21 protein-coding genes are annotated in these 21197 nt (G+C 49.5%); 8 read left to right on the top strand and 13 right to left on the bottom strand.

Going from position 1 to position 21197, the window contains the following annotated elements; genetic code table 11:
• Window positions 1–52 precede the first annotated feature (52 nt).
• The 7 genes from KJA68_RS08635 to gpmI all read right to left on the bottom strand — a co-directional run bounded on the left by KJA68_RS08635 (window position 53) and on the right by gpmI (window position 9500).
• Window positions 53–2335 carry a DNA translocase FtsK gene (locus KJA68_RS08635; RefSeq protein WP_246487127.1) on the bottom strand — a complete coding sequence of 761 codons (2283 nt, stop codon included), beginning with the start codon at window positions 2333–2335 and terminating at the stop codon, window positions 53–55.
• A 133-nt stretch (window positions 2336–2468) separates the two neighbouring features.
• Window positions 2469–3137, bottom strand: coding sequence for a dethiobiotin synthase (bioD, locus tag KJA68_RS08630; RefSeq protein WP_213036533.1), 669 nt, complete (start codon window positions 3135–3137; stop codon window positions 2469–2471).
• 290 nt (window positions 3138–3427) lie between these two features.
• The gene (locus KJA68_RS08625; protein ID WP_213036532.1) at window positions 3428–4300 is read right to left on the bottom strand and encodes a hypothetical protein; all 873 of its coding nucleotides are present in this window, start codon (window positions 4298–4300) and stop codon (window positions 3428–3430) included.
• A 221-nt stretch (window positions 4301–4521) separates the two neighbouring features.
• On the bottom strand, window positions 4522–5301 hold the full coding sequence (locus tag KJA68_RS08620) for a HesA/MoeB/ThiF family protein (protein ID WP_213036531.1): 780 nt from the start codon (window positions 5299–5301) through the stop codon (window positions 4522–4524).
• A gap of 34 nt (window positions 5302–5335) precedes the next feature.
• On the bottom strand, window positions 5336–6754 hold the full coding sequence (locus KJA68_RS08615; protein WP_213036530.1) for a S41 family peptidase: 1419 nt from the start codon (window positions 6752–6754) through the stop codon (window positions 5336–5338).
• 50 nt (window positions 6755–6804) lie between these two features.
• On the bottom strand, window positions 6805–7881 hold the full coding sequence (locus tag KJA68_RS08610; RefSeq protein ID WP_246487126.1) for a murein hydrolase activator EnvC family protein: 1077 nt from the start codon (window positions 7879–7881) through the stop codon (window positions 6805–6807).
• Between the two features lie 92 nt (window positions 7882–7973).
• Window positions 7974–9500 carry a 2,3-bisphosphoglycerate-independent phosphoglycerate mutase gene (gene gpmI, locus KJA68_RS08605; protein ID WP_213036528.1) on the bottom strand — a complete coding sequence of 509 codons (1527 nt, stop codon included), beginning with the start codon at window positions 9498–9500 and terminating at the stop codon, window positions 7974–7976.
• 411 nt (window positions 9501–9911) lie between these two features.
• Here gpmI and KJA68_RS08600 point away from each other — a divergent pair, with 411 nt between their 5' ends.
• From KJA68_RS08600 to KJA68_RS08565, 8 genes are all read left to right on the top strand, one after another.
• Entirely contained in the window at window positions 9912–11624 is a 1713-nt protein-coding gene (locus KJA68_RS08600; RefSeq protein WP_213036527.1) for a CHASE2 domain-containing protein, read from the top strand.
• A complete protein-coding gene (locus KJA68_RS08595; protein ID WP_213036526.1) occupies window positions 11621–12124 on the top strand; it encodes an SH3 domain-containing protein in 504 nt (167 codons plus the stop codon). The genes KJA68_RS08600 and KJA68_RS08595 overlap by 4 nt, the downstream gene beginning before the upstream one ends.
• A gap of 12 nt (window positions 12125–12136) precedes the next feature.
• The gene (locus tag KJA68_RS08590; protein WP_213036525.1) at window positions 12137–13003 is read left to right on the top strand and encodes a M48 family metalloprotease; all 867 of its coding nucleotides are present in this window, start codon (window positions 12137–12139) and stop codon (window positions 13001–13003) included.
• Between the two features lie 15 nt (window positions 13004–13018).
• Window positions 13019–14824 (top strand): PglL family O-oligosaccharyltransferase, encoded by a 1806-nt coding sequence (locus KJA68_RS08585; protein WP_213036524.1) that lies wholly within the window; start codon window positions 13019–13021, stop codon window positions 14822–14824.
• Window positions 14805–15218: a rhodanese-like domain-containing protein gene (locus KJA68_RS08580; RefSeq protein WP_246487125.1), complete on the top strand. Its 414-nt coding sequence runs from the start codon at window positions 14805–14807 to the stop codon at window positions 15216–15218. The genes KJA68_RS08585 and KJA68_RS08580 overlap by 20 nt, the downstream gene beginning before the upstream one ends.
• On the top strand, window positions 15218–15475 hold the full coding sequence (gene grxC / locus KJA68_RS08575) for a glutaredoxin 3 (protein ID WP_213036522.1): 258 nt from the start codon (window positions 15218–15220) through the stop codon (window positions 15473–15475). Before KJA68_RS08580 ends, grxC begins: the two co-directional genes overlap by 1 nt.
• 23 nt (window positions 15476–15498) lie before the next feature.
• Window positions 15499–15978 carry a protein-export chaperone SecB gene (gene secB, locus KJA68_RS08570; protein WP_213036521.1) on the top strand — a complete coding sequence of 160 codons (480 nt, stop codon included), beginning with the start codon at window positions 15499–15501 and terminating at the stop codon, window positions 15976–15978.
• A gap of 456 nt (window positions 15979–16434) precedes the next feature.
• Entirely contained in the window at window positions 16435–17424 is a 990-nt protein-coding gene (locus tag KJA68_RS08565; protein ID WP_213036520.1) for an NAD(P)H-dependent glycerol-3-phosphate dehydrogenase, read from the top strand.
• A 203-nt stretch (window positions 17425–17627) separates the two neighbouring features.
• Here KJA68_RS08565 and KJA68_RS08560 read toward each other — a convergent pair whose 3' ends face one another.
• The 6 genes from KJA68_RS08560 to lpxK are packed head-to-tail and all read right to left on the bottom strand — an operon-like array spanning window position 17628 to window position 21190.
• Complete coding sequence (locus KJA68_RS08560; protein WP_213036519.1) at window positions 17628–18152, bottom strand: gamma carbonic anhydrase family protein; 525 nt, start codon at window positions 18150–18152, stop codon at window positions 17628–17630.
• A gap of 1 nt (window position 18153) precedes the next feature.
• Window positions 18154–18555, bottom strand: a complete 402-nt coding sequence (locus tag KJA68_RS08555; protein ID WP_213036518.1) for a GlcG/HbpS family heme-binding protein — start codon at window positions 18553–18555, stop codon at window positions 18154–18156.
• Window positions 18552–19238, bottom strand: coding sequence for an adenylate kinase (gene adk / locus KJA68_RS08550; protein ID WP_213036517.1), 687 nt, complete (start codon window positions 19236–19238; stop codon window positions 18552–18554). The genes KJA68_RS08555 and adk overlap by 4 nt, the downstream gene beginning before the upstream one ends.
• The gene (gene kdsB, locus KJA68_RS08545; protein ID WP_213036516.1) at window positions 19235–20032 is read right to left on the bottom strand and encodes a 3-deoxy-manno-octulosonate cytidylyltransferase; all 798 of its coding nucleotides are present in this window, start codon (window positions 20030–20032) and stop codon (window positions 19235–19237) included. The genes adk and kdsB overlap by 4 nt, the downstream gene beginning before the upstream one ends.
• Window positions 20032–20217, bottom strand: a complete 186-nt coding sequence (locus tag KJA68_RS08540; protein WP_213036515.1) for a Trm112 family protein — start codon at window positions 20215–20217, stop codon at window positions 20032–20034. The genes kdsB and KJA68_RS08540 overlap by 1 nt, the downstream gene beginning before the upstream one ends.
• On the bottom strand, window positions 20198–21190 hold the full coding sequence (lpxK, locus tag KJA68_RS08535) for a tetraacyldisaccharide 4'-kinase (protein WP_213036514.1): 993 nt from the start codon (window positions 21188–21190) through the stop codon (window positions 20198–20200). Before lpxK ends, KJA68_RS08540 begins: the two co-directional genes overlap by 20 nt.
• Window positions 21191–21197: the final 7 nt, after the last annotated feature.

Here is a 21197-nt window from a genome sequence, read left to right as displayed (position 1 = left end):
CCTCTCTACACTGGTCTGTCATTTCTCAGGATTCCTGGCGGGACACGGAGATTCATTCCTGTCTGGCAGGGGCAATGACTTCCCGGTTTCCGTTACTCTGCATGGGTGTCACGACCCCCGCACGTTCCATTTGCTCCACGAGGCGCGCGGCACGATTATATCCAATGCGCAAATGACGCTGAACCAGAGAAATGGATGCGCGACGTGACTTCAGCACAATCTCCACTGCCTGATCATACAGGGCGTCGGATTCCGGCTCACCTGTGCTTTCGACATCAGCACCCGTTTCAGGTTCTTCCAGGGAAGTCAGAACGCCTTCTACATATTGCGGCGCTCCCTGTTTTTTGAGGTATTCAGTGACCCGGTGCACCTCCTGATCGGAAACAAAAGCTCCATGGACCCGCTGCGGATATCCTGTACCTGGTGGCAAATACAACATGTCTCCCTGGCCCAGCAGAGCCTCGGCACCCATCTGGTCAAGAATGGTGCGTGAGTCAATCTTGCTGGAAACCTGAAACGCCACGCGTGTCGGCACGTTTGCCTTAATCAATCCGGTAATCACATCTACCGAAGGGCGCTGGGTCGCCAATACCAGATGAATTCCAGAAGCGCGAGCCTTCTGCGCGAGACGCGCAATCAGCACCTCGACCTTCTTACCAACCACCATCATTAAATCAGCAAGTTCATCAATGAATACAATAATATATGGAAACTCTTCCACGGGTTCCGGATTTTCAGGAGTAAGCGACAATGGGTTGTTCAGTGGTTCCTCCGCCTTGATGGCATCACGCACCTTCTGGTTATAACCGGCAATATTACGCACACCAAACGCAGCCATCATCCGGTAGCGCCGGTCCATTTCCTGCACGCACCAGTTCAGCGCAGAGGCTGCCTGACGCATGTCAGTCACCACAGGCGCCAGAAGGTGCGGAATTCCCTCATATACTGACAGTTCGAGCATCTTTGGGTCAACCAGTACCAGCCGTACCTGCTGCGGCGTAGCCTTATAGAGTACGCTCAATATCATGGCATTAATCGCCACCGATTTACCGGAACCGGTGGTACCCGCCACCAGAACATGCGGCATCTTGCCCAGGTCTGCAACCACAGGTTTCCCTGAAATGTCCTTGCCCATTGCCATGGTAAGCGGGGAACTCATGCCTGCATAATCCTGCGAGCTGAGAATTTCGGACAAATGTACCATCTGCCGTTTCGGATTAGGAAGCTCCAGCGCCATGTAGGATTTGCCTGGTATCGTTTCCACCACGCGGATGCTGACTACCGACAGCGCGCGAGCCAGATCCCGTACCAAGCTGGTGATCTGGCTGCCCTTTACTCCCACTGCGGGCTCAATCTCGTAACGGGTTACGACCGGCCCAGGATAGGCCGCAACCACTTTTACTTCCACACAAAAATCCTGGAGCTTGCGCTCGATCAGGCGTGAAGTAAATTCCAGCGTATCGGCAGAAAGCACTTCAACCTCTTGTACCGGTGGGTCCAGGAGGTGAAGCGGTGGTAGCGATGAATCCGCTATGTCCGGGAACAATGGCACCTGCTTCTCTTCGGATACGCGTGCCGACTTCCGCACTTCCAGAACCGGCTGCTCGATGTAAATTGGCCGGTGATTTTCCACCCGTTTTTTTTCTTCTTCCTTTACCGCCTTGCGCTGGCTCAAAGCCTGCGCGCCAATACGCTTGTCCTGCCATGTCTGCCAGGCATTCTGTGCCCAGAAATAAAAATCTTCCAGCCCCCCTCCCAGCCGGTCAACAAACCGTAGCCAGGACAGGCCACTAAACAGACTGAATCCGATTGCGATCAACGCAAGAAAAAACAAGGTCGCACCAGTAAATCCGAGTATGTGTGCCAGACCATCTCCCAGAATCTTGCCCAGCATGCCTCCGGGCACGGACGGAAGCTCTGCTTTCAGGGTATGCAGCCGCAACGATTCCAGGGCGCTACTGGCCAGCAGCAACAGGAAAAATCCGGTCAGAGTCACCCATGCGGCGCGACGATCGAACAGGCTGTTCCGGGATAAGCCGCGATAATCCACCCATATCTGCTGCATCAGAAAAACCACCCACCACCAGGCAGAAACACCAAATGCAAACAGCAGTACGTCAGCCAGCCAGGCTCCCAGATATCCGCCCAGATTACGTGGAACCAGATCGCTGGCGCTATTTGACCAGGCAGGATCGCTCCGGTCAAAGCCATACAGGACGAGGATTAAATATATTGTTACCGCAACCAGCAGTAGCAGACGCGATTCGCGCAACAATGCTACGAGCCGGCTTGGTGGCGGAGGAGTTTTTTCATTCCTGTTTTTCATTAACGCCATGTTGCATCCATACCATGTTTTCTGACTCGCTTGCCCTGCAGACATCCAGCCTTGCCTGATCCAGGCCATGCCGGTGGGTTATATTCATTAAAACCAACCGTTATCTCTGCTGCGTTTTCAAGCCTGAGCAGGGTCAATGCATCGCCATCCATCCGGATTGAAGATTCAAAGCTACTGCTCTGGCATCCGGCTGAAGCTGCCACGGCACTACACCAAGCATCGGAGCAGGCAGGCGCTGCTGTAGCGCATCGATATTATCCAGTAGCGCAGGCATGCCCGCGTCCAGTATATTGGCTACCCATCCGGCACATTTTAATCCACAAAGCTCTATCGCGCTTGCGGTCAGCAGTGCATGATTGATGCACCCGAGGCGAATGCCTACCACCAGGACAACCGGCAAATCCAGTTGCTTTGCCAAGTCGGCGATATCCTGGCTGGCATTCAGCGGCACTTTGAATCCGCCCACCCCTTCCACAACCACCACATCAGCCCTGGTTGCCAGTTCGTTATAGGACGTCAGAATACGGTTAAAATCGATACACACGCCACCATTCCTGGCAGCAATATGCGGCGCAATTGCGTCCCTGAACCGATAAGGATTCACTTGGTCAGTGGTCATCTGCACATTGCTTGCATTCTGCAATTGTTGCGCATCCTGATTATTTCCATCTCCATCGCAACCAGTTGCCACGGGTTTCATGCCTGCCACGCGCAGCCCTTTTGTGGCAAAGACATGTAGCAGTGCACAACTGATCAGCGTCTTGCCAACACCGGTATCCGTTCCTGTTACAAAACAGTTCATTAATATCCTATAAGTTTTCAAACCTTCTCTTTCCGGAGAAGGTATCTCAGCGCATGACAGCCAGCAGCGGCATATCACTTCTCATCAAAGTCATGGGTACAAGAAAGTATTAATCACAAACAGGACCGGACAGTGCCGTTACCATTCGGAGCGGCAATCAGTCACAGTAATTCCGACTGGTTTGCACAGTAGCCCGGGCGTATTCCCGTAGCTGAAAATGACTGCAATTCATCAGGCAGGGCCAGGGGTCATCATGATGCAAGCGGCTTCGGCGTCATCATCAGGATGCACTATGAATGGGATACCATCAGGTTTATACGCGATTTCAGCTTATGTCCGATCGTGCGCCAATCTTCAATATATTGCATGGGAAGCTCATATCTCAGATGAAAAACGGCATCTTTTCCAGACATGGATTTCGCAATTTCCGATTCGGGATAATAGGCCGTTTCCACTACACAGATTGGTATACCTTCATGGATCGCATTTTCATCCGGGCATCGAATCCTGATCAGGTCATCGGTAGGATGGTCATGGCTCAAGTATATGCTGGCATTTGCGGTCGGGTCATAAAAATGCAACATCCCGGGCAGTTGTTTGCTCTCTGCCTGCCTCTGCAATTTTTCAAAAAAATACTTAAAGTAATCATCCCACGCTACCCGGTGCGAAATTGATGCATGCAAACTCTGTGCCCAGGCCAACTTTTCAAACTGTGCAATATTTTCTGCCCCCAGTGGAGAAATACCCGGCAGCATGGCATCGATTTTAATAAAATCAACCACCGGTCTTTGTTTGCCCTCTAGTACTTTTCCAGGCACATTCGGCCAACCATGCAATTGACGGCTATATGCCTTGAAATTATAAACAAGCGGCACATCAAAATTTACGCCATCCATGCTCAGAAGAATATGGGTTTTTTCAGCGTCTGCCAAACTGGTGACCATTGGCTCGGGGCTAGCAAACCGCCCGCCGGGCTTGCTCCGATACACGATGGCTTCCGACCATATGGGAATGTATTGCCATGTTGCCGCTGTAACCACAGAAATGGTGAGGATTCCCCAGACTAGCGGATTCTTTCTCAGTCTCCTTGCGATTTTCCCAGCAAACATGCCAAGTAACAGGACACCCAGCACGATGGGCAGCAAGCCTATTGTAAACACCATGACCTTTTCACCTGGAAAATTTTCGGATCAATATTCTTACTATGGTGTAAACACGATTTATCAATGCCTAGCGTTTTTTCCCTGTATTTTACGCCCAGCCGGCGAACCTATCCGGACCTACAGTATCCACAGACGGCTTTCCTCCTTGACCACTGATGCACCTCTCAAACAGCCAGTCCATGCTTCACCCACCAGCATGAAAAAATCTAATGCACAGTATTTCAGTTCGCAAGAGAGTGACTATGCAAATGTCCGTCCGTTCCGCAGACCCGGCAAGCAGGATCCTTGTTCAGCTTAACGGTACGCAAATCCATATGCAGCAAATCGGTTACCAGCAGCCTGCTGCACAGCAAAGTGCCGATTCCCATCAACACCTTGAGCGCTTCAGCAGCTTGCATGCTCCCTATTATGCCAACCAATGGCGAAAATACTCCCATTATTGCGCAACGTGTTTCCAGTGCTTCGGATTGTTCTGGATACAGGCAGTGATAGCAGGGGCCGAGGGAATCACGCATGTCAAATACGGCCACTTGCCCATCAAACCGGGTCGCTGCGCCGGACACGAAAGGTTTTTTCAGCTGAACGCAAACCCGGTTAACCGCATAACGTGTCGCGAAATTATCACTGCAGTCCAGAACCACATCCGCTTCTTCAACCAGTTCGGATAGACGTATTTGATCGGCACGTTCGTTCAGCGCTCGGACACAGACATCAGGATTAATTTCAGCAAGAACGGCGCGTGCAGACTCCACCTTAGACATGCCTATGCTTGCAGTTCGATGCACAATCTGACGCTGCAAATTCGTCAGGTCTACTGTATCCCCGTCGCACAGGGTTATCGTGCCAACGCCGCTGGAAGCAAGATACATGGCCGCAGGGGAACCCAGCCCGCCAGCACCGATTATCAGGACATGAGCATCCCTCAGTTTCTGTTGCCCTTCAATTCCGATATCAGGCAACAGGATATGGCGGCTATAGCGCAGTAGCTGTTCGTCGTTCATGCGCCAAGAATAAAAAGAAAAGTGTCTTTTTCAATCACTTGCCCTGCAATATGTTTACGCCCTTCAGCAAGTTTAAAGCTTGTTGCAACTGATAGTCTTCTTTTGATCCAAATTCAAGCAATTTAGGTTTTGCCGCTTCCCCCTCCTCACGTTTCGGAGCAGGCTTGGCCGGGGCAACCGGTGCAGGAATTGCAGGTTTTGTGGATCCATCTGTTTTCGTATCCTGCTCCTGACTGTTCGTCAAATGACGCTCCAGATCAGCCTCACGCATACGGAAAGTTTGATCTTGATCCATGGTTGCCGGATCTTCCACTATGATATCCGGAACGATACCCTTCGCCTGGATGGAACGGCCATTAGGCGTGAAGTAACGTGCTGTAGTCAGCTTGATTGCTGTATTGTTTCCCAGCTGCAGAACAGACTGCACGGACCCCTTTCCGAAAGTTTGCGTACCCATGATGATCGCACGCTTGTGATCTTGCAGGGCTCCCGCAACAATTTCTGAAGCGGATGCAGAGCCGCCATTCACAAGAACGATCATTGGTACACTCTTGACTGCAGGAGGAAGACTTTTCAGATAGTCCTTTTCGTTGCCGCGCAGATAGTCATCCGGAACAGCGCTCAGGCGCATTTTGGCCTCCGCATTTCGCCCTTCGGTATAGACCACCAGTGCATCCTTGGGCAAGAAAGCTGCCGATGCGGCTACGGAACTGTTAAGCAGCCCACCCGGGTCATTGCGCAGATCCAGCACCAGACCTTTCAGGGGAGCCTGGTTCTGCTTGTACAGATTATTTAGCGCGGATGCCAGATTCTCACCAGTGTGTTCCTGGAATTGTGTTATCCGGACAAAGGCATAACCAGGCTCGACCAGCTTGGATTTGACACTCTGTACTTTTATAATGGCTCGAGTTAACGTAAAAAGCAGCGGCTTGGGCGCATCTTTACGAACCACGGTTAAAGTGATTTTGCTGCCCGGTTTGCCACGCATGCGCTTTACCGCATCGCTAAGTGACAGGCTTTTGACCAATACGTCATCAAGCTTGATGATCAGATCCCCACTTTTCATACCTGCATGATAAGCAGGGGAATCTTCAATCGGCGCAATCACCTTCACCAATCCATCTTCCATCCCAACTTCGATTCCCAAGCCGCCAAATTCGCCCTGCGTCCCAATCTGCAGCTCTTTGAACGCTTCGGTATCCAGATAGGCGGAATGCGGATCCAGGCCGGTCAACATACCTGTGATGGCCTCGGTAATCAGTTTTTTATCCGACACCGGCTCTACATAATCGCTTTTGATGCGACCAAACACCTCTGAAAATGCACGCAGCTCTTCAATCGGAAGCGGCTCAGCGCTCTCCTTGTCTGCAATGGCAGATAGCTGCAGGCTGATCAAAACACCTGCGATCAGCCCTAATCCGATCAATCCAAATTTTTCAATACGACTGCGCATGCTCGACCTCTAAGAAATTGTTTTGTCGCAAACCGCTCTTTCAGGTAATTTCATCGGGTTACCCAGGATATGGGATCCATTGGTTCACCTTTATGGCGCAATTCAAAGTATACACCGTAATCTTCATTTCCGCCGCTGTTCCCCACTGCGGCTATCGTGTCGCCTCCACGCAACAAGTCCCCCACCTGTTTATAAAGCGTCTCGTTATTGCCATACAAACTCATGTAGCCATTACCATGGTCAATAATCATCAAATTTCCAAAACCACGCAACCAATCGGCAAATACCACCCGCCCGGCGGCTACCGATTTCACTGGCTGGCCGCTTGAAGCGCGTAGCTGCAGACCTCTCCAGAGCACAGCGCTATCGGGACGCGGCGTGCCGAACTTGTTGAGCACCTCCCCCGTCACTGGCAGTGCCAGCTTGCCTTTGAGCTGTTCAAACGGCTTACCATCAAAGCGATTATCAGGCAATTTTTCATTATTGAACAGTCCCTTGGATTTTTGGGATGCCAGCACCCTTGAAAGTTTTGCCACCAGCTGCGACAGTCTGTTTTCGTCTCGTTGCAGACGCCCGATTTCTCTGCGCTGCTGCGTGAGCTGCTCTCCAAACTTGGAAATGACCTGCTGGCGCACCAGCAGGTCATTTTCCAGGGTTTTCTTTTGTTCGGTTTCCTTTGTTTTAAGCGTAGAAATTTCCCTGGTTTTTTGCTGCGTCTGCTCCATCACACTTTTCAATTGCAACAGATTTGATCGCAGCATACCCAGCCAGTTCGAACGACTGCGAGCTATATATTCATAATATCGCATGTCGCGCGCGGTCTGATTGGGATCTTTATTGTTAAGCAACAATTTGAGGTATTCTTGCCTGCCCCCCAGATATTGCTGATAGAGCAGCTTGCCAAGCATTGCCTGCTGCAACTGGATAGTGCTCTCCAGCTGCAGTGCCTGTTGCTGCAATTCATACAGGTTCTGGGCCGCCGCCCGCAGCTGAAACGTCAGACCGGACAATTTGCGCTTGCTATCGCTGACGGCGCGCTCCGATGAACGCAGTTCATTGACTGCTTCGGATCGGGATTCTGTGGTTTTTTCAAGCTCTTTTTGGAGTCCGGCGATTTGCTTGCGCAAAGAATTCAGTTCTTCCTGCGGTTGCGCATGCGCGCTGTTTATGCCCCCAAACAGGCAGACCGAAAACAATAAGATATGTCTGAACAGCACGGTCACTGGAATAAAATCAGTGACCGACCTGTCATTTCCGGGGGTTGTGGCAGCCCCATCATGGCAAGCAGGGTTGGAACCACATCCTGAAGCGAGCCACCATCTACCATTTGCGCGTTACGCCCAATATACAAAAAAGGAACCAGATTCAGTGTATGTGCAGTGTGCGGCTGCTGTGTTTCACGATCCAGCATCTGCTCTGCATTTCCATGGTCAGCAGTGATCAACACCTCGCCTCCGCATTTGAGCATGGCATTAACCACGCGCCCGATACACAAATCCAGTGCTTCAATGGCCCGGACTGCTGCTTCCATGATACCACTGTGACCCACCATATCACCATTTGCAAAATTACATATGATTGCCTGATACTGTCCATCCCGAATTGCCCTTTCCAGCTTGTCTGCAACCTCAAAGGCACTCATTTCCGGTTTCAGATCATAGGTCGCCACTTGCGGAGAGGGTACCAGTATACGATCTTCACCCGGATAGGGCTGCTCTTTACCCCCGTTTAGGAAATAGGTAACGTGCGCATACTTTTCTGTTTCTGCGATGCGCAATTGCCGCAGCCCCAGATTGGACAGATATTCTCCAAAACAGTTCTTGATGGATATGGGCATGAACGCAACCGGCAGGCTAAAGTCCTCACCGTAACTAGTCAAGGTAACGAAACTGGCCAGCCTGGGAAAATATTCACGTGCAAAACCGTCAAATGCGGGATCTGTCAGCGCCCGTGTCAACTGACGTGCACGGTCAGCGCGATAATTCATGAATACGGCAACGTCTCCATCCTGCATGGCAACCGGCGTCGCGATAACCGTTGCTTTAACGAACTCGTCGTTTTCCCCGCGCGCATACGCTTCCTGCAGCCCGCATTGGGCATCCGCCGCACAGTATCCGGCTTTACCCCGGGTTAACAAGTCATAGGCTTCCTGCACTCTATCCCAGCGGTTATCCCGATCCATCGCATAATATCTCCCGATAATCGAAACAATCCTCCCGACACCCAGCAACTTCAGCTTTTCCTGTAACCGCTGGAGCGAATGTGCCGCACTTCTCGGTGGTGAATCCCGACCATCCAGAAAGACATGGATATATATTTTTCTCAGCCCCTCCCGGGCAGCCAGTTCCAACAGTGCATGAATGTGATCTTCGTGACTATGTACTCCACCAGGTGAAAGTAGCCCCATGATGTGGAGCGCCGTATCCGATTGCCTGGCATGTGTAACTGCTTGCATGAACGCGGAATTACTGTAGAAAGTCCCATCCCGGATCGCAGCATCCACTCGCGAGAGCTCCTGGTAAATCACTCGGCCAGCGCCAATATTCAAATGACCGACTTCAGAATTACCCATCTGCCCTTGCGGCAATCCAACGGATAATTCCGATGTATGGATCAACGTATGCGGATAATCACGCCATAATCTGTCCCAGTTCGGTTTATACGCATGTGCAATGGCATTGTAATCTGTATCTTCTCTGTAGCCGAAGCCGTCAAGGATGAGCAAAAGGACAGGGGTGATTTTCATACGGACTGAAAAAATTTATTGATTATTTGTTATTAATTGACCGATTTCGGTCTGAGCTACATTTTATCTGATTTCCAGTTTGCTGGCAGCCCGTCACGTATTCAATTCCGGAACGGAAACCAGACTGAAAACTGGTAAATTTCTGGTTTTCGCAGTCCCGATAGCAACCCGGCACTGGAATATTGCAAGTTAAATAATTATGCAGCCGACTGGAGCAATCCATCCTGGGGTTTCGGTACAATAGCTCGCAATGAATCTTTCGAAATGAAACGAATCAAAAACAGGCTGACACCGGGGGAATTCCAGCGACAGGCTTTGCATTTTCCATCCCCTCCTGAAAAACTCATTGAACTAGAGCAGAAAAAGGTATTCGGCTGAATACCCTAAGAAGAGTGGATTGGATTATCGACAATGAAGCCAAATATTTTCTTTACCACCCAGTTACGTTTAGTCTATTCCAGATTCTCCGCACTACTGGCCAGATTCTGGAAAAAAAATTTTTACCTATATCTGACCGCACTGTTCACAGTGTTTGTTGTGCTGGATATGCTGCAATTACACATCATTTCAGGCATGCGCCAAAAAACTTTTGACGCCATGGTGCAATACCGCATCAATCCGCCCGCCCCGGACAGTGAAATCGTAATTGTTGACATTAATGAAGCCAGCCTCGAGAGCATGTCCAAGGACTACGGACGCTGGCCATGGCCGCGCCAGGTATTGGGTGAGTTTCTCGAACAGCTTGAAAAACAGCAGCCCAAAGCCATTGTTTTCGACATTCTATTCAGCGATCCCGACCTGTATAACCCGGACAGCGATGCCTATTTCAATGACGCCATTGCCGCCACGGACAATACTTTTTTCCCATTGCTTCGCCTTGACCCGACAAGCGACCACTTAAGCATGTTAAAACCAGCCATGATCCCCGGCGTTGTGCCACCACTTGACAATGCCCATCCGGAAGCCACGATAAGCATGGTGCTACCCCACTTCACGGCAGCGCTCAAAAGTGGCCGTCTCGGACTGCATAATATTTATCCGGATGACGATGGCATCGTGCGCCAATATATTGTATACAGGGAAGACTACGGGTGGAAGCTTCCTTCTCTGCCAGCCAGGGTAGCCCGTGATCTTGGCTGGCCCGAACCGGACAGACAGCGGATTCTCCTGAACTGGCGGGGTGCGCCTTTTTCTTATCGGTATGTCAGTTTTCACGATGCTTTCATTGACATGACCAACAAGGAAAAAAAACGTCCGCAAGACGAATTTAAAAATAAAATTGTAATCGTCGGCTCAACGGCGCCCAGCCTGTTTGATATCAAACCCACCCCTATGAGCCAGATGCACCCTGGTGTAGAAATTCTTGCTACCGCGATCGACAACATCAAACATAATGATTACCTGCGCTTTCCTGAAGCACGTATCGCGTATCTGATACTCACCTTGTGCATTATTTGGTCCACTGCTTGGGCCTTTTACCGCAATGTAGGGCGTAACAAAATAGGATTTTTATTTGGAGCTTCCCAATTCATCCTGATTGGAGTTTCTTATGCAAGCATCAATCTTACCAATACCTACATCAACATCACTGGGCCCGTTACAATAGGTCTTATTTTTTTTACCATCGCACGTCTCTATTCTGCAGCAACCGACAAAATGCTGGAAAGAAGCATGGTCCGGGCTTCCATGGAGCGCGAAGGCAAACTGCACGCCACACTGCTTTTAATTCGTCTTGATGCGGGACAGAATATATTGACGGATGCCATGCTGGAGAAAATCCGGTATCACCTTGAGAAAATGGGACTTGAACCAAAGAGCGCAGAGGTTCTGCGGGGTTATCAGAAGGGCATTTGGGATTTATTTGAAAGAACATTTGCCGTTTCCTGGATAGTGGATAAAAATGATTCAGATGGATCTGCCCGGGTAACCCGGGATGTTGCACTGATTATCGCTGCATTTCCGCAGTTACTTGACAAATGTATAATGGATCCTGATATCAAGATTAACTGGTTCGTGCATCAAGGCGAAATTTCCGGTGGCATCCATGAAGTACGTAACCGCTGGCGCGAGCTGTTCGCTGAGGCACTGCTTCAATGGAATATCCAGAAAGGCAAGACATCATGAAACCATTCAGAAAATTATGGAGTTTTCTATTCTTCATGCTATTAACTATGCCTGTGCTGGCAGCAGAAACAGGTGTTGTAATTAAGGCGGATACTATCAGGGCCGAACCATTTCGCGATGCAAAAATAATCGCTCCTCTGTCTGTCGGGGACCAGGTTGAAATTTACCGGGTAAATGGCGGGTGGCTGCAAATCAAAAGCCCGAAAGGTAAATACGGCTGGGTGCATATGCTGAATGTTCGTAAAAAGACCGCGAGCAGAAGTTCCGGCAGTATCAGTGGGCTGCTGGATATCGCTTCGGGGCGGGCAGGGACAGGGCGCATCGTTGCCACTACCGGAATACGCGGACTGAACGAGGGTGAACTGAAATCTGCCCAGTATGACGCGGCCGAACTGAATCTGGTCGAATCTTATACCGCAAGCAGCGCAGATGCCCAGGATTTTGCCAACCAGGGAAAACTTGCTGCAAGGAAAATGGATTACCTCCCTGCACCGGAATAAAGGAAAGCCCAGATGAAAACAATCACAGGATTTTTATCCATCTTCATCCTGGCATTTGCCTGCTCTTCCAGCTTCGGATTAGATTTTGAAGAAGAATTCAAAAAAATACTTCTGGGAGGTGCACAAAAAAAGATTGAAGAAAAGACCAATTCAGAAACCAGCGGCACATTGCTGGAATTGTCGGGGTATTCCCAAGAGGAAGAAATTACGATTGGCCGGCAAATTGCAGGGAATCTGCTAGGAGCTTCTGCACTAGTAAAGGACCCAGCATTGCAAAGATATGTCAACAAGGTTGGGCGCTGGGTAGCCAGCCAGACTGAACGCCCTGACCTGGCCTGGCATTTCGGCGTCATTGAGTCCAGTGATATCAATGCCTTCGCTGCACCAGGCGGCTATATATTCCTCACCCGTGGACTTTACGGACTATTGCAGAACGAAGCAGAACTGGCCGGCGTGCTGGCACATGAAATCGGCCATGTCATTCGCAAGCATCATTTGACAATTTTACAAAAAAGCAAGCTGGTCAATTTGGGTAGCGAACTACTTTCCCGCCAGACAGAAAGCAGTGAACAGGTGCAGAAACTGATTGGAAACGGCGCAGAAATTATGGCTCGCTCACTGGACAAACAGGCCGAATTCGAAGCGGACCGCATCGCCGTAGTCCTGGCCACACGGGCCGGTTATGACGCCTTTGCTCTCCCCGGGGTTCTTCAGAAGATCAGCCTGTTTTCCAAACAGGATAGTAGTGTAGCCCTGCTGTTCAAGACACACCCACACCCGGATGAACGATTGGATCAGCTGGGGCTTATCATGAATAATCAGTTGGAGGATATTCAGGGAGCAACTCTGGCAGCGCGATTTCATCGCATCAAGCCTTAACTCCTTGGTAGAATCTTGCCAGTTATAACAAGCTTTGGTGGTAAAAACAGTGCAGGTCGCTTATCCGGCTTGATTGGCATTAGCTTGGTATTTGCCGGGGTAATGTTGGTTTTACCCTTCTTGTATTCTTTCCATGCCCGCCCACTCACCGCCTTTTATCAGGAATGGTGGGCTGCTGCTCTTGGGCTGGCTGCCACCCCAGTACTTGCGACAAAGCGCTTCTGGTTACAAGCCAGAATCCCGAAAATTGTAATTCTTCCCATCGGCCTTCTACTATTAGGCGCAATACAATTTGGACTGGGTCGGATAACCTATTCCGACCAGCTCGGGTTGCTCATCCTGTACCTGTCTTGGGCGGGAATGCTGATGATACTGGGCCAATACTTGGTCAAGGAACTCGGACTACCTGCAGTGGCAACCATACTGGCCATATTTCTGCTGGTCGGGTGCGAAATGAATGCGTTGGCCGGTATTTTACAGCACTATCGCTGGCATACATTTCTGGATTCATTGGTTACCACCAAAATTGGTGCCGGGGTCTATGGCAATCTGGCTCAACCAAACCACTTTGCCAACTACATTACACTGGGGTTGGTCTCGCTCGGATTGCTACATATGCGCAAATTTCTACGCATATGGCATGTTGCATTACTAAGTGCACCACTGCTTTTTGTTCTGGTGTTGAGCGGTTCACGCAGCGTCTGGTTGTACTTATTGTTTACACTCGGAGTAGCCTGGAGATCGCAGCGTCGCGACCGATCCTCTGCTCGGCTTTTAGGCTACACTATCTTCCTGTTGCTTGGTTTCTGCCTGATGCATGCAATCGTGCAAATCCCCTGGCTAGACGGTCCAGGCGGCAGCATAACCACCATTCGCCCGTTGCTGGATGAAAGCAGTAGCGGCTACATCCGGATATATCTCTGGCGGGAGGCATGGCAGATATTTTCCCGATTTCCAATACTAGGCGCAGGCTTTGGCCACTTCGCGTGGCAGCATTTTGAATCTGGCCCAGTATTTCAAAACACACATATTGTCGGTCTATACAACAATGCACACTCTCTAATCATGCAAGTGGCAGCAGAAATGGGTTTCACTGGCCTGGTGATACTTCTCTGGCCGATAATAAAATGGCTGACCCAACTTGGCCACGCCCAGCACACCCTCTATCACTGGTGGGCTATATCCATTCTCGGCGTGCTGGCCATACACAGCTTGCTGGAATATCCACTGTGGTACACATATTTTCTTGGTATCGCAGCCTTGACCTTGGGTATGCTCGATACCACCACATATCGCTTACGCTTTCCTGCCTTGGGACACATGTCTGTATGTGCCATGATACTGGTCGGAACACTGCTCCTTATTCACATATTACAGAATTATCGCAACCTTGAAGTTTTAACGGACTTACAAAAGACCACCAACCTTGATGGAAGAAAATTCTGGCATTTGCCTGAAGGAAGGTTAGCTGCACATACGCACGTCCCCTTGCGTCCATACTTTGATTTACTCATGAGTAGCAGATTGGAAATCAATGCGGACAATCTTGCTGCCAAACGAATGCAGAATGAAAAGATAATGTATTTTGCACCAATCTCTACCGTGGCATATCGTGAAGCATTTTTATTGGCACTATCCGGCAAACAGGCCGCAGCACAGTTACAAATGGAACGTGCCATCTGGTCTTACCCGAATGACTTTCGCACAGCATACAAAGAATTAATCCCACTTGCACAGAAAAACCCCGGGATCTTTGCTGCTCTGCTAAAATTTGCCCTCCAAAAATATGAGGAGCGGCAGCGTGCAGTTCATACAAGATAATATCTGGATGATTTCAGTAGCAGTCATCAGCGGTTTGATGCTGCTATGGTCATTTGTCGGCAACAGCATACGCGGCATTAAGGAAGTAAGTGTTGCAGCCGCGCTGCAACTGATCAACCATAAAAACGCATTAATTCTGGATGTTCGGGAAGCGAAAGAGTTCCATACAGGGCACGCACTGAATGCCATGCACATTCCACTAGGCAAGATCAATGAGCGCATTGGAGAATTAGAACGTTATCGCACGCACCCTATTGTTGTGATGGACAGCAGTGGCATACGTTCATCGGCGGCATGCATATTGCTTAGGAAGCATGGATTTGATTTAGCATATAATTTGGCGGGTGGAATGCTGGCCTGGCAGAAGGCTGACTTACCTTTGAAGAAGCAATAATGCCCAAAGTTTTAATGTATTGCACTGCAGTATGCCCATACTGTGTGCTAGCCGAACGACTGCTGCGCGCACGGGGCGTAACCGAAATCGAAAAAATCCGTGTAGATCTGCAACCAGAATTACGTCTGAAAATGATGGAAATGACTGGAGGCCGTACTGTACCGCAAATCTACATAGATACACATCTTGTAGGCACTTACGACAACCTGGTCAAGTTGGAGAATAACGGCGAATTAAACCGGTTATTACAAAATTAATTTAAACATGAAGGAACAATATAATGAATGAAGCAGCCACATCCGAACAGCAGCCCCCTCAATTCAGTATGGAGAAACTGTATGTAAAGGATTTGTCCCTGGAAAGTCCCAATGCGCCAGCTATTTTTCTGGAGCGAGAAGTTCCGCATATAGATCTGCAACTTCAGACACAACACTCCCCCGTGGAAGACGGTATATTTGAAGTCACCCTTACTGCAACCGTTACCGCAAAACTGCAGGAAAAAAACAAGGTGATGTTTTTAATCGAAGCAACACAGGCAGGTATTTTTCAGGTACGCAATATCAAGTCAGAAGAACTGGAACCGATTCTGGAAACTGTCTGCCCCAATATTCTTTATCCTTACTTGAGAGAGGTCGTATCTAGCATGTCGGTAAAAGCAGGCTTTACGCCTATCCTGCTTAACCCGATCAATTTCGAAGCAGTCTATCAGCAGAAGAAACAACGACAGGCTCAAGCTGCAACGGAAGGTGCACCGCAATAAAATAATAAAATCAGTCAGGACAGCAAGTAATGAAACTGCCGGTCACGTTAACTCGACTGATTACTCTGGTCGCAGCGACAGGTATCGCAGATATGCTGACCATGGCATCTGCCGTGGTCAGTCTGCCATTTTTTAGGTGTAGTCACGTGCGAAAAGCCACTATTCATCTGGCTAAAAACCTTCAGCCATCTGAATGTCTTAAATTGAGCACATGACAGCCCGAATCATGTAGTCCGATATATACCATGAACGGCAAGCATCCTGACCCGGTTACTGTGCCATCAACATGTTACACAAAACAGCAAGAACCGTTGCCATCTTGGTATCAATGTGGCTCGAAAAATCACTCGGGCACGCCTGAAAAGCATTACAAATGGCTGGGTCAGAATATCTCATTCTGGCGACAGGTTAATGTTATACAGTCGCAAATAAATTCAGCGTGATCAGATAGTTATTATGAATATTACTGTACTTGGGGCCGGCGCATGGGGCAGCGCACTTGCTATCCATCTTTCAGGCCGTCATCCTGTAACTCTGTGGGGATGGGATTCCACGCAAATCGAGACAATGCGTACAACCCGCTTCAATCAGCGTTACCTTCCGGATATTCCGTTACCTGAAAAACTGAATCTCACTTCCGATTTATACTTAGCATGCAATAACTCGGAGTTAATATTGATTGCAGTCCCAATTTCCGCTCTCCGTACGACATTACAGGAAATCGTGGCAATGCCGGTACAGATACCGGTAATCTGGGGGTGCAAAGGGTTTGAGGCAGGTACATCCAAATTGCCGCATCAGGTAGCGGCTGAAATCTTGCCGCAAAAACTTCCTTGCGGCGTGCTTTCCGGACCAAGTTTTGCTTTGGAAGTCGCACGTGGCCTTCCGACCGCTATGATTTTAGCATCCAGAGATGGTGAGTTTGCCCAGATAATAGCCCGGTCACTGCACCACTCTTCCTTGCGTATCTACTCCAGCAACGATGTGATAGGCGTAGAAGTGGGAGGAGCTGTAAAAAATGCCTTGGCCATCGCTGCCGGCATCGCGGAAGGCATGGGTTTTGGACAAAATGCACGTGCTGGCCTTATTACTCGCGGGCTGGCCGAAATGACCAGGCTAGGGCTAAAAATGGGAGCTCGTGCAGATACCTTGAGCGGACTTTCTGGTGCTGGAGACTTGATCCTGACTTGTACTGGAGACCTTTCTCGCAACCGGCAAGTCGGGATCCTACTGGCTCAAAAACAAGCATTGCCGGACATACTGAAAGACTTGGGGCATGTGGCAGAAGGAGTCGGTACTGTGCGTGAGGTGCATTACCTGGCACAGAAATTAGGAGTGGACATGCCGATTTGCACGGCAGTTTATTCCGTTTTGTATGAACAGGTACCAGCCACGCTCGCAGTCGAAATATTACTCAATCGCGCCACACACTCCGAATTCAACTAGCATTGAATATAAAAAAAGCTATGACATTAATCTCGCTAATTAAAAACACTATACGCTCGCCGACCTAGATGGTAGATTTTTGTTTGTGTTGTCGTGACAATTGCACAAATAATACATTCAAAGACCACTGCCTGCCAGGTATTTTCTTGAAGCAAAGGCTTACCCCAAGGTTTCTAAATATAACATGGTAAAACCTTGGACCTTTACCCGAGACTCATAAACGAATTTAAATAGCGGTCAAGATTGTCTGTATAACGCATCGCATTAGCATGCAGTGCCGCGATTTCTTCTTCACTAAGGCTGCGCAACACTTTTCCAGGGGATCCTACTACCAACGTATTATCTGGAATTATCTTGCCTTCGGTGATAAGAGTATTAGCGCCAATCAGACAATTTTTCCCGATTACAGCATGGTTAAGAATTGTGCAATGAACGCCTATCAGGCTCCCGTCCCCGATAGTACACCCATGCAGCATTGCCATATGTCCGACAGTAACAAAATTACCGATGACAAGCGGTGCCCCGGGGTCAGTATGCAAAACTGCACCATCCTGAACATTGCTATTAGCTCCAATACAGATGGGTTCGTTGTCCCCTCTGATCACCGCATTGAACCAGATACTGACACTGTCTTCCAGGATCACCGAACCAATGATGCTGGCATTAGGTGCGATGAAATGCTTTTGCCCGTGCAGCTTTGGTGTTCTACCAGATACAGTATATATCATATCAATTAAACACGGCTATACCAGCTTGCGCGATCTGTCCATCTTCAAAAGAGCGTACGCCACTGACCCCTAGCCCGCCAACAATCCGGTTATCAATTACGAGCGGCACCCCGCCTTCTGCAGGAAGAGCACCCGGCAAAGCAAGATGAATAAGACGACCACTTAATACTGCATCTTCTGTTACCTTGGTCGGGCGTTGAAATGCAACCGCTGCCCGTGCTTTCTGAATGGCGATTTCCACACTGCCGAACTGGGTATCATGGTTGCGTTGGAGGTAAAGCAGATGGCCACCATCATCAACAATAGCGATTACTACCCGCCAGGAATTGCGCGATGCTTCGGCCTCGGCGGCCCTGACTATATTTTTTGCATCTTCAAGTGTCAAAACAGGTTTGCTATTCATGATTTCTGTAATTTCAGTGCATTGAGTATCCGGTCACGTATGCTCTCCACGCTGCCTATACCAGGAATATTAATACAGCGTGGCGCACGCGGATCGTCATGCTCACCAAGGGAACATTCACTTTTTTCCCAAGCCAGATAATATTCGACAAGAGGTTTCGTCTGTTCATGGTAAACCGCAAGGCGCTTTTTGACTGTATCTACACGATCGTCCTGGCGTTGGATCAGATCTTCCCCTGTAATATCATCTTTATTAGAGACCTTGGGCGGATTGAAGGTCTTGTGATAAGTGCGCCCCGATGCAGGATGAACCAGGCGGCCCTCCATGCGCTGGATGATATCGCTATCCGGAACCTCGATTTCCAACACGAAGTCAATTTCAATCCCTGCATCTCTAATCGCCTGGGCTTGCGGAATGGTGCGTGGAAAGCCATCCAGCAAGAACCCATTGGTACAGTCTGCTTCCTTGATACGGTTTTTCACCAGATTGATAATGATATCGTCAGGGACCAACCCGCCGGCATCCATTATTTTCTTGGCAGCCTGCCCTATCGGGCTGTCCGCCTTGACTGCTGCACGCAGCATATCCCCGGTTGATATCTGCGGGATATTGAATTTCTCTTTTATCAGATTTGCTTGTGTGCCCTTGCCCGCACCTGGTGCACCCAGTAAGATGATTTTCATGATGAAGCTCCATTTGTTTGGTTGTGAATTATACGCTGACCATCAAACAGCGCGCGAACCGCTTGCAAATCCTGTTCAGTATCTACCCCACTGGGAGGAGCAGCTGCGCTAACAGTAACGCCGATTTTGTAGCCGTGCCACAATGCACGTAATTGCTCCAGCGCCTCGATTTGCTCAAGTGGCGCAGGAACAAGCTTGCAGAAACTACGCAGAAACCCGGCGCGGTAAGCATAAATCCCGATATGCCGCAATACGGAAAAATGTTCAGGAAGCGCATTGCCCGATGCAGGCGGGTCTCGCAGATATGGAATGGGGGCACGGCTGAAATACAGAGCGTTGCCCCATTTATCCAGCACTGTTTTTACAACGTTCGGATTGCGCAAAACTTCGTCATCTTGAATAGGGTGACAAGCGGTAGCGATCGCGCACTCCGAATGGTCATGCAGGTGTTGTGCCACTGCACGAATCAAGTCTGGGGGAATAAGCGGTTCATCACCCTGCACGTTTACAACTATCGTATCATCAGGCCATCGTAACTGTTCTACCACTTCCGCGACACGATCCGTGCCACTGGCATGGTTGACATGGGTCAGGCAAGCCTTGAAGCCATATTGACGCACGGCTGCAGCGATGGACTGATGATCTGTGGCAATCCAGATTTGCTGCGCGCCGCTTTTGGCAGACTGCTCTGCGACTCGCACTACCATGGGCCTGCCTGCTAATGGCAATAGCACCTTGCCAGGCAACCGGGTAGAAGCCAAACGTGCAGGAATGACAACATGGAAAGCTGTCATCACATCTTTTCAATTTCTTCCGGCGTGAGCTTACGCGCTTCTTCAGCTAGCATAACCGGAATATCATCCTGTATTGGATAGGCCAGACGATCGGCCTTACAGATCAGCTCCTGTCCAGCCTTGTGATATGTCAGTGTGGATTTGCACAATGGGCAAACCAGGATTTCAAGCAGTTTGGCGTGCATCAGGAGAAAGCCTTTCTAAGATTTGCTGGATCAGCATGGAATCTAGCTGTGCATCTACACGCAGCACCCAGCACTTTTCATTGGCAAATGGGGTGCATTTTACCGCATCTTTTTCTGTCATGAAAATTGCATCTGCATCAGGGTAACTTAGATCATCAGCGGTATAACTGTAATGGTCTGGAAACGGGTGATTCTCAGCCTGCAATCCCAGCTGTTTCAGAGAATCAAAAAAACGCTGCGGATTCCCGATACCTGCAACTGCGTGTAAACGTTGTCCGTAAAATTTAGCAGCTCGGACAGACATAGCCGGATTTGCAAGATTGTAAAAAATTTCACCCTGCAATTGCATGGCATACTGTCCTTTAGCCACCGTTCCACCATTAATGACAACCGCATCCACATCTTTCAGGCGGGAGATTGATTCGCGCAATGGGCCAGCCGGCAGCAAAAACCCATTGCCAAAGCGCCGCATCCCATCAACCACTGCAACCTCATAATCCCGTCGCAGACGGTAATGCTGCAAACCATCATCACTGATCAGGACATTACACTCGGGATGGGATTGCAAGAGTGCGCGCGCTGCCCAGACACGGTCACGCCCAATCCATACCGGACATAGCCGGCGTTGCGCCATCAAAACCGCCTCATCACCGGCTTCTTCAGGGTTACTTAATGGATGCACAGCCAGCGGAAACACATTTTCCCCGCCATAACCACGGCTAATGATGCCCGGATGCAAGCCATGCTCAATTAATTGCCCGGCAAGCCATAAAACAAGAGGAGTTTTACCGCTACCGCCAACCGTAATATTCCCCACTATAATGACAGGTACCGGAAATTTCACGCTGGTTAAAATTTTACTGCGGTAAAGCACGCGGCGAACCGCAACCAGCATACGGAACAGGCAACTAACAGGAAACAACACAAAATGCAGCGAGGTAATGCGATACCAATGTTGTTGTAGCCAGTGCATTTCTTTA

The organism is Candidatus Nitrotoga fabula, assembly GCF_905221025.1.
In the GTDB taxonomy this organism is placed as follows: domain Bacteria; phylum Pseudomonadota; class Gammaproteobacteria; order Burkholderiales; family Gallionellaceae; genus Nitrotoga; species Nitrotoga fabula.
This window is presented reverse-complemented; position numbering and strand designations above follow the sequence as displayed.

Coding starts and splice junctions, on each gene's coding strand:
- KJA68_RS08635 (WP_246487127.1), bottom strand. CDS start 2,335: ATGGCGTTAATGAAAAACAGGAATGAAAAAACTCCTCCGCCACCAAGC.
- bioD (WP_213036533.1), bottom strand. CDS start 3,137: ATGAACTGTTTTGTAACAGGAACGGATACCGGTGTTGGCAAGACGCTG.
- KJA68_RS08625 (WP_213036532.1), bottom strand. CDS start 4,300: ATGGTGTTTACAATAGGCTTGCTGCCCATCGTGCTGGGTGTCCTGTTA.
- KJA68_RS08620 (WP_213036531.1), bottom strand. CDS start 5,301: ATGAACGACGAACAGCTACTGCGCTATAGCCGCCATATCCTGTTGCCT.
- KJA68_RS08615 (WP_213036530.1), bottom strand. CDS start 6,754: ATGCGCAGTCGTATTGAAAAATTTGGATTGATCGGATTAGGGCTGATC.
- gpmI (WP_213036528.1), bottom strand. CDS start 9,500: ATGAAAATCACCCCTGTCCTTTTGCTCATCCTTGACGGCTTCGGCTAC.
- KJA68_RS08600 (WP_213036527.1), top strand. CDS start 9,912: ATGAAGCCAAATATTTTCTTTACCACCCAGTTACGTTTAGTCTATTCC.
- KJA68_RS08595 (WP_213036526.1), top strand. CDS start 11,621: ATGAAACCATTCAGAAAATTATGGAGTTTTCTATTCTTCATGCTATTA.
- KJA68_RS08590 (WP_213036525.1), top strand. CDS start 12,137: ATGAAAACAATCACAGGATTTTTATCCATCTTCATCCTGGCATTTGCC.
- grxC (WP_213036522.1), top strand. CDS start 15,218: ATGCCCAAAGTTTTAATGTATTGCACTGCAGTATGCCCATACTGTGTG.
- secB (WP_213036521.1), top strand. CDS start 15,499: ATGAATGAAGCAGCCACATCCGAACAGCAGCCCCCTCAATTCAGTATG.
- KJA68_RS08565 (WP_213036520.1), top strand. CDS start 16,435: ATGAATATTACTGTACTTGGGGCCGGCGCATGGGGCAGCGCACTTGCT.
- KJA68_RS08560 (WP_213036519.1), bottom strand. CDS start 18,152: ATGATATATACTGTATCTGGTAGAACACCAAAGCTGCACGGGCAAAAG.
- KJA68_RS08555 (WP_213036518.1), bottom strand. CDS start 18,555: ATGAATAGCAAACCTGTTTTGACACTTGAAGATGCAAAAAATATAGTC.
- adk (WP_213036517.1), bottom strand. CDS start 19,238: ATGAAAATCATCTTACTGGGTGCACCAGGTGCGGGCAAGGGCACACAA.
- kdsB (WP_213036516.1), bottom strand. CDS start 20,032: ATGACAGCTTTCCATGTTGTCATTCCTGCACGTTTGGCTTCTACCCGG.
- KJA68_RS08540 (WP_213036515.1), bottom strand. CDS start 20,217: ATGCACGCCAAACTGCTTGAAATCCTGGTTTGCCCATTGTGCAAATCC.
- lpxK (WP_213036514.1), bottom strand. CDS start 21,190: ATGCACTGGCTACAACAACATTGGTATCGCATTACCTCGCTGCATTTT.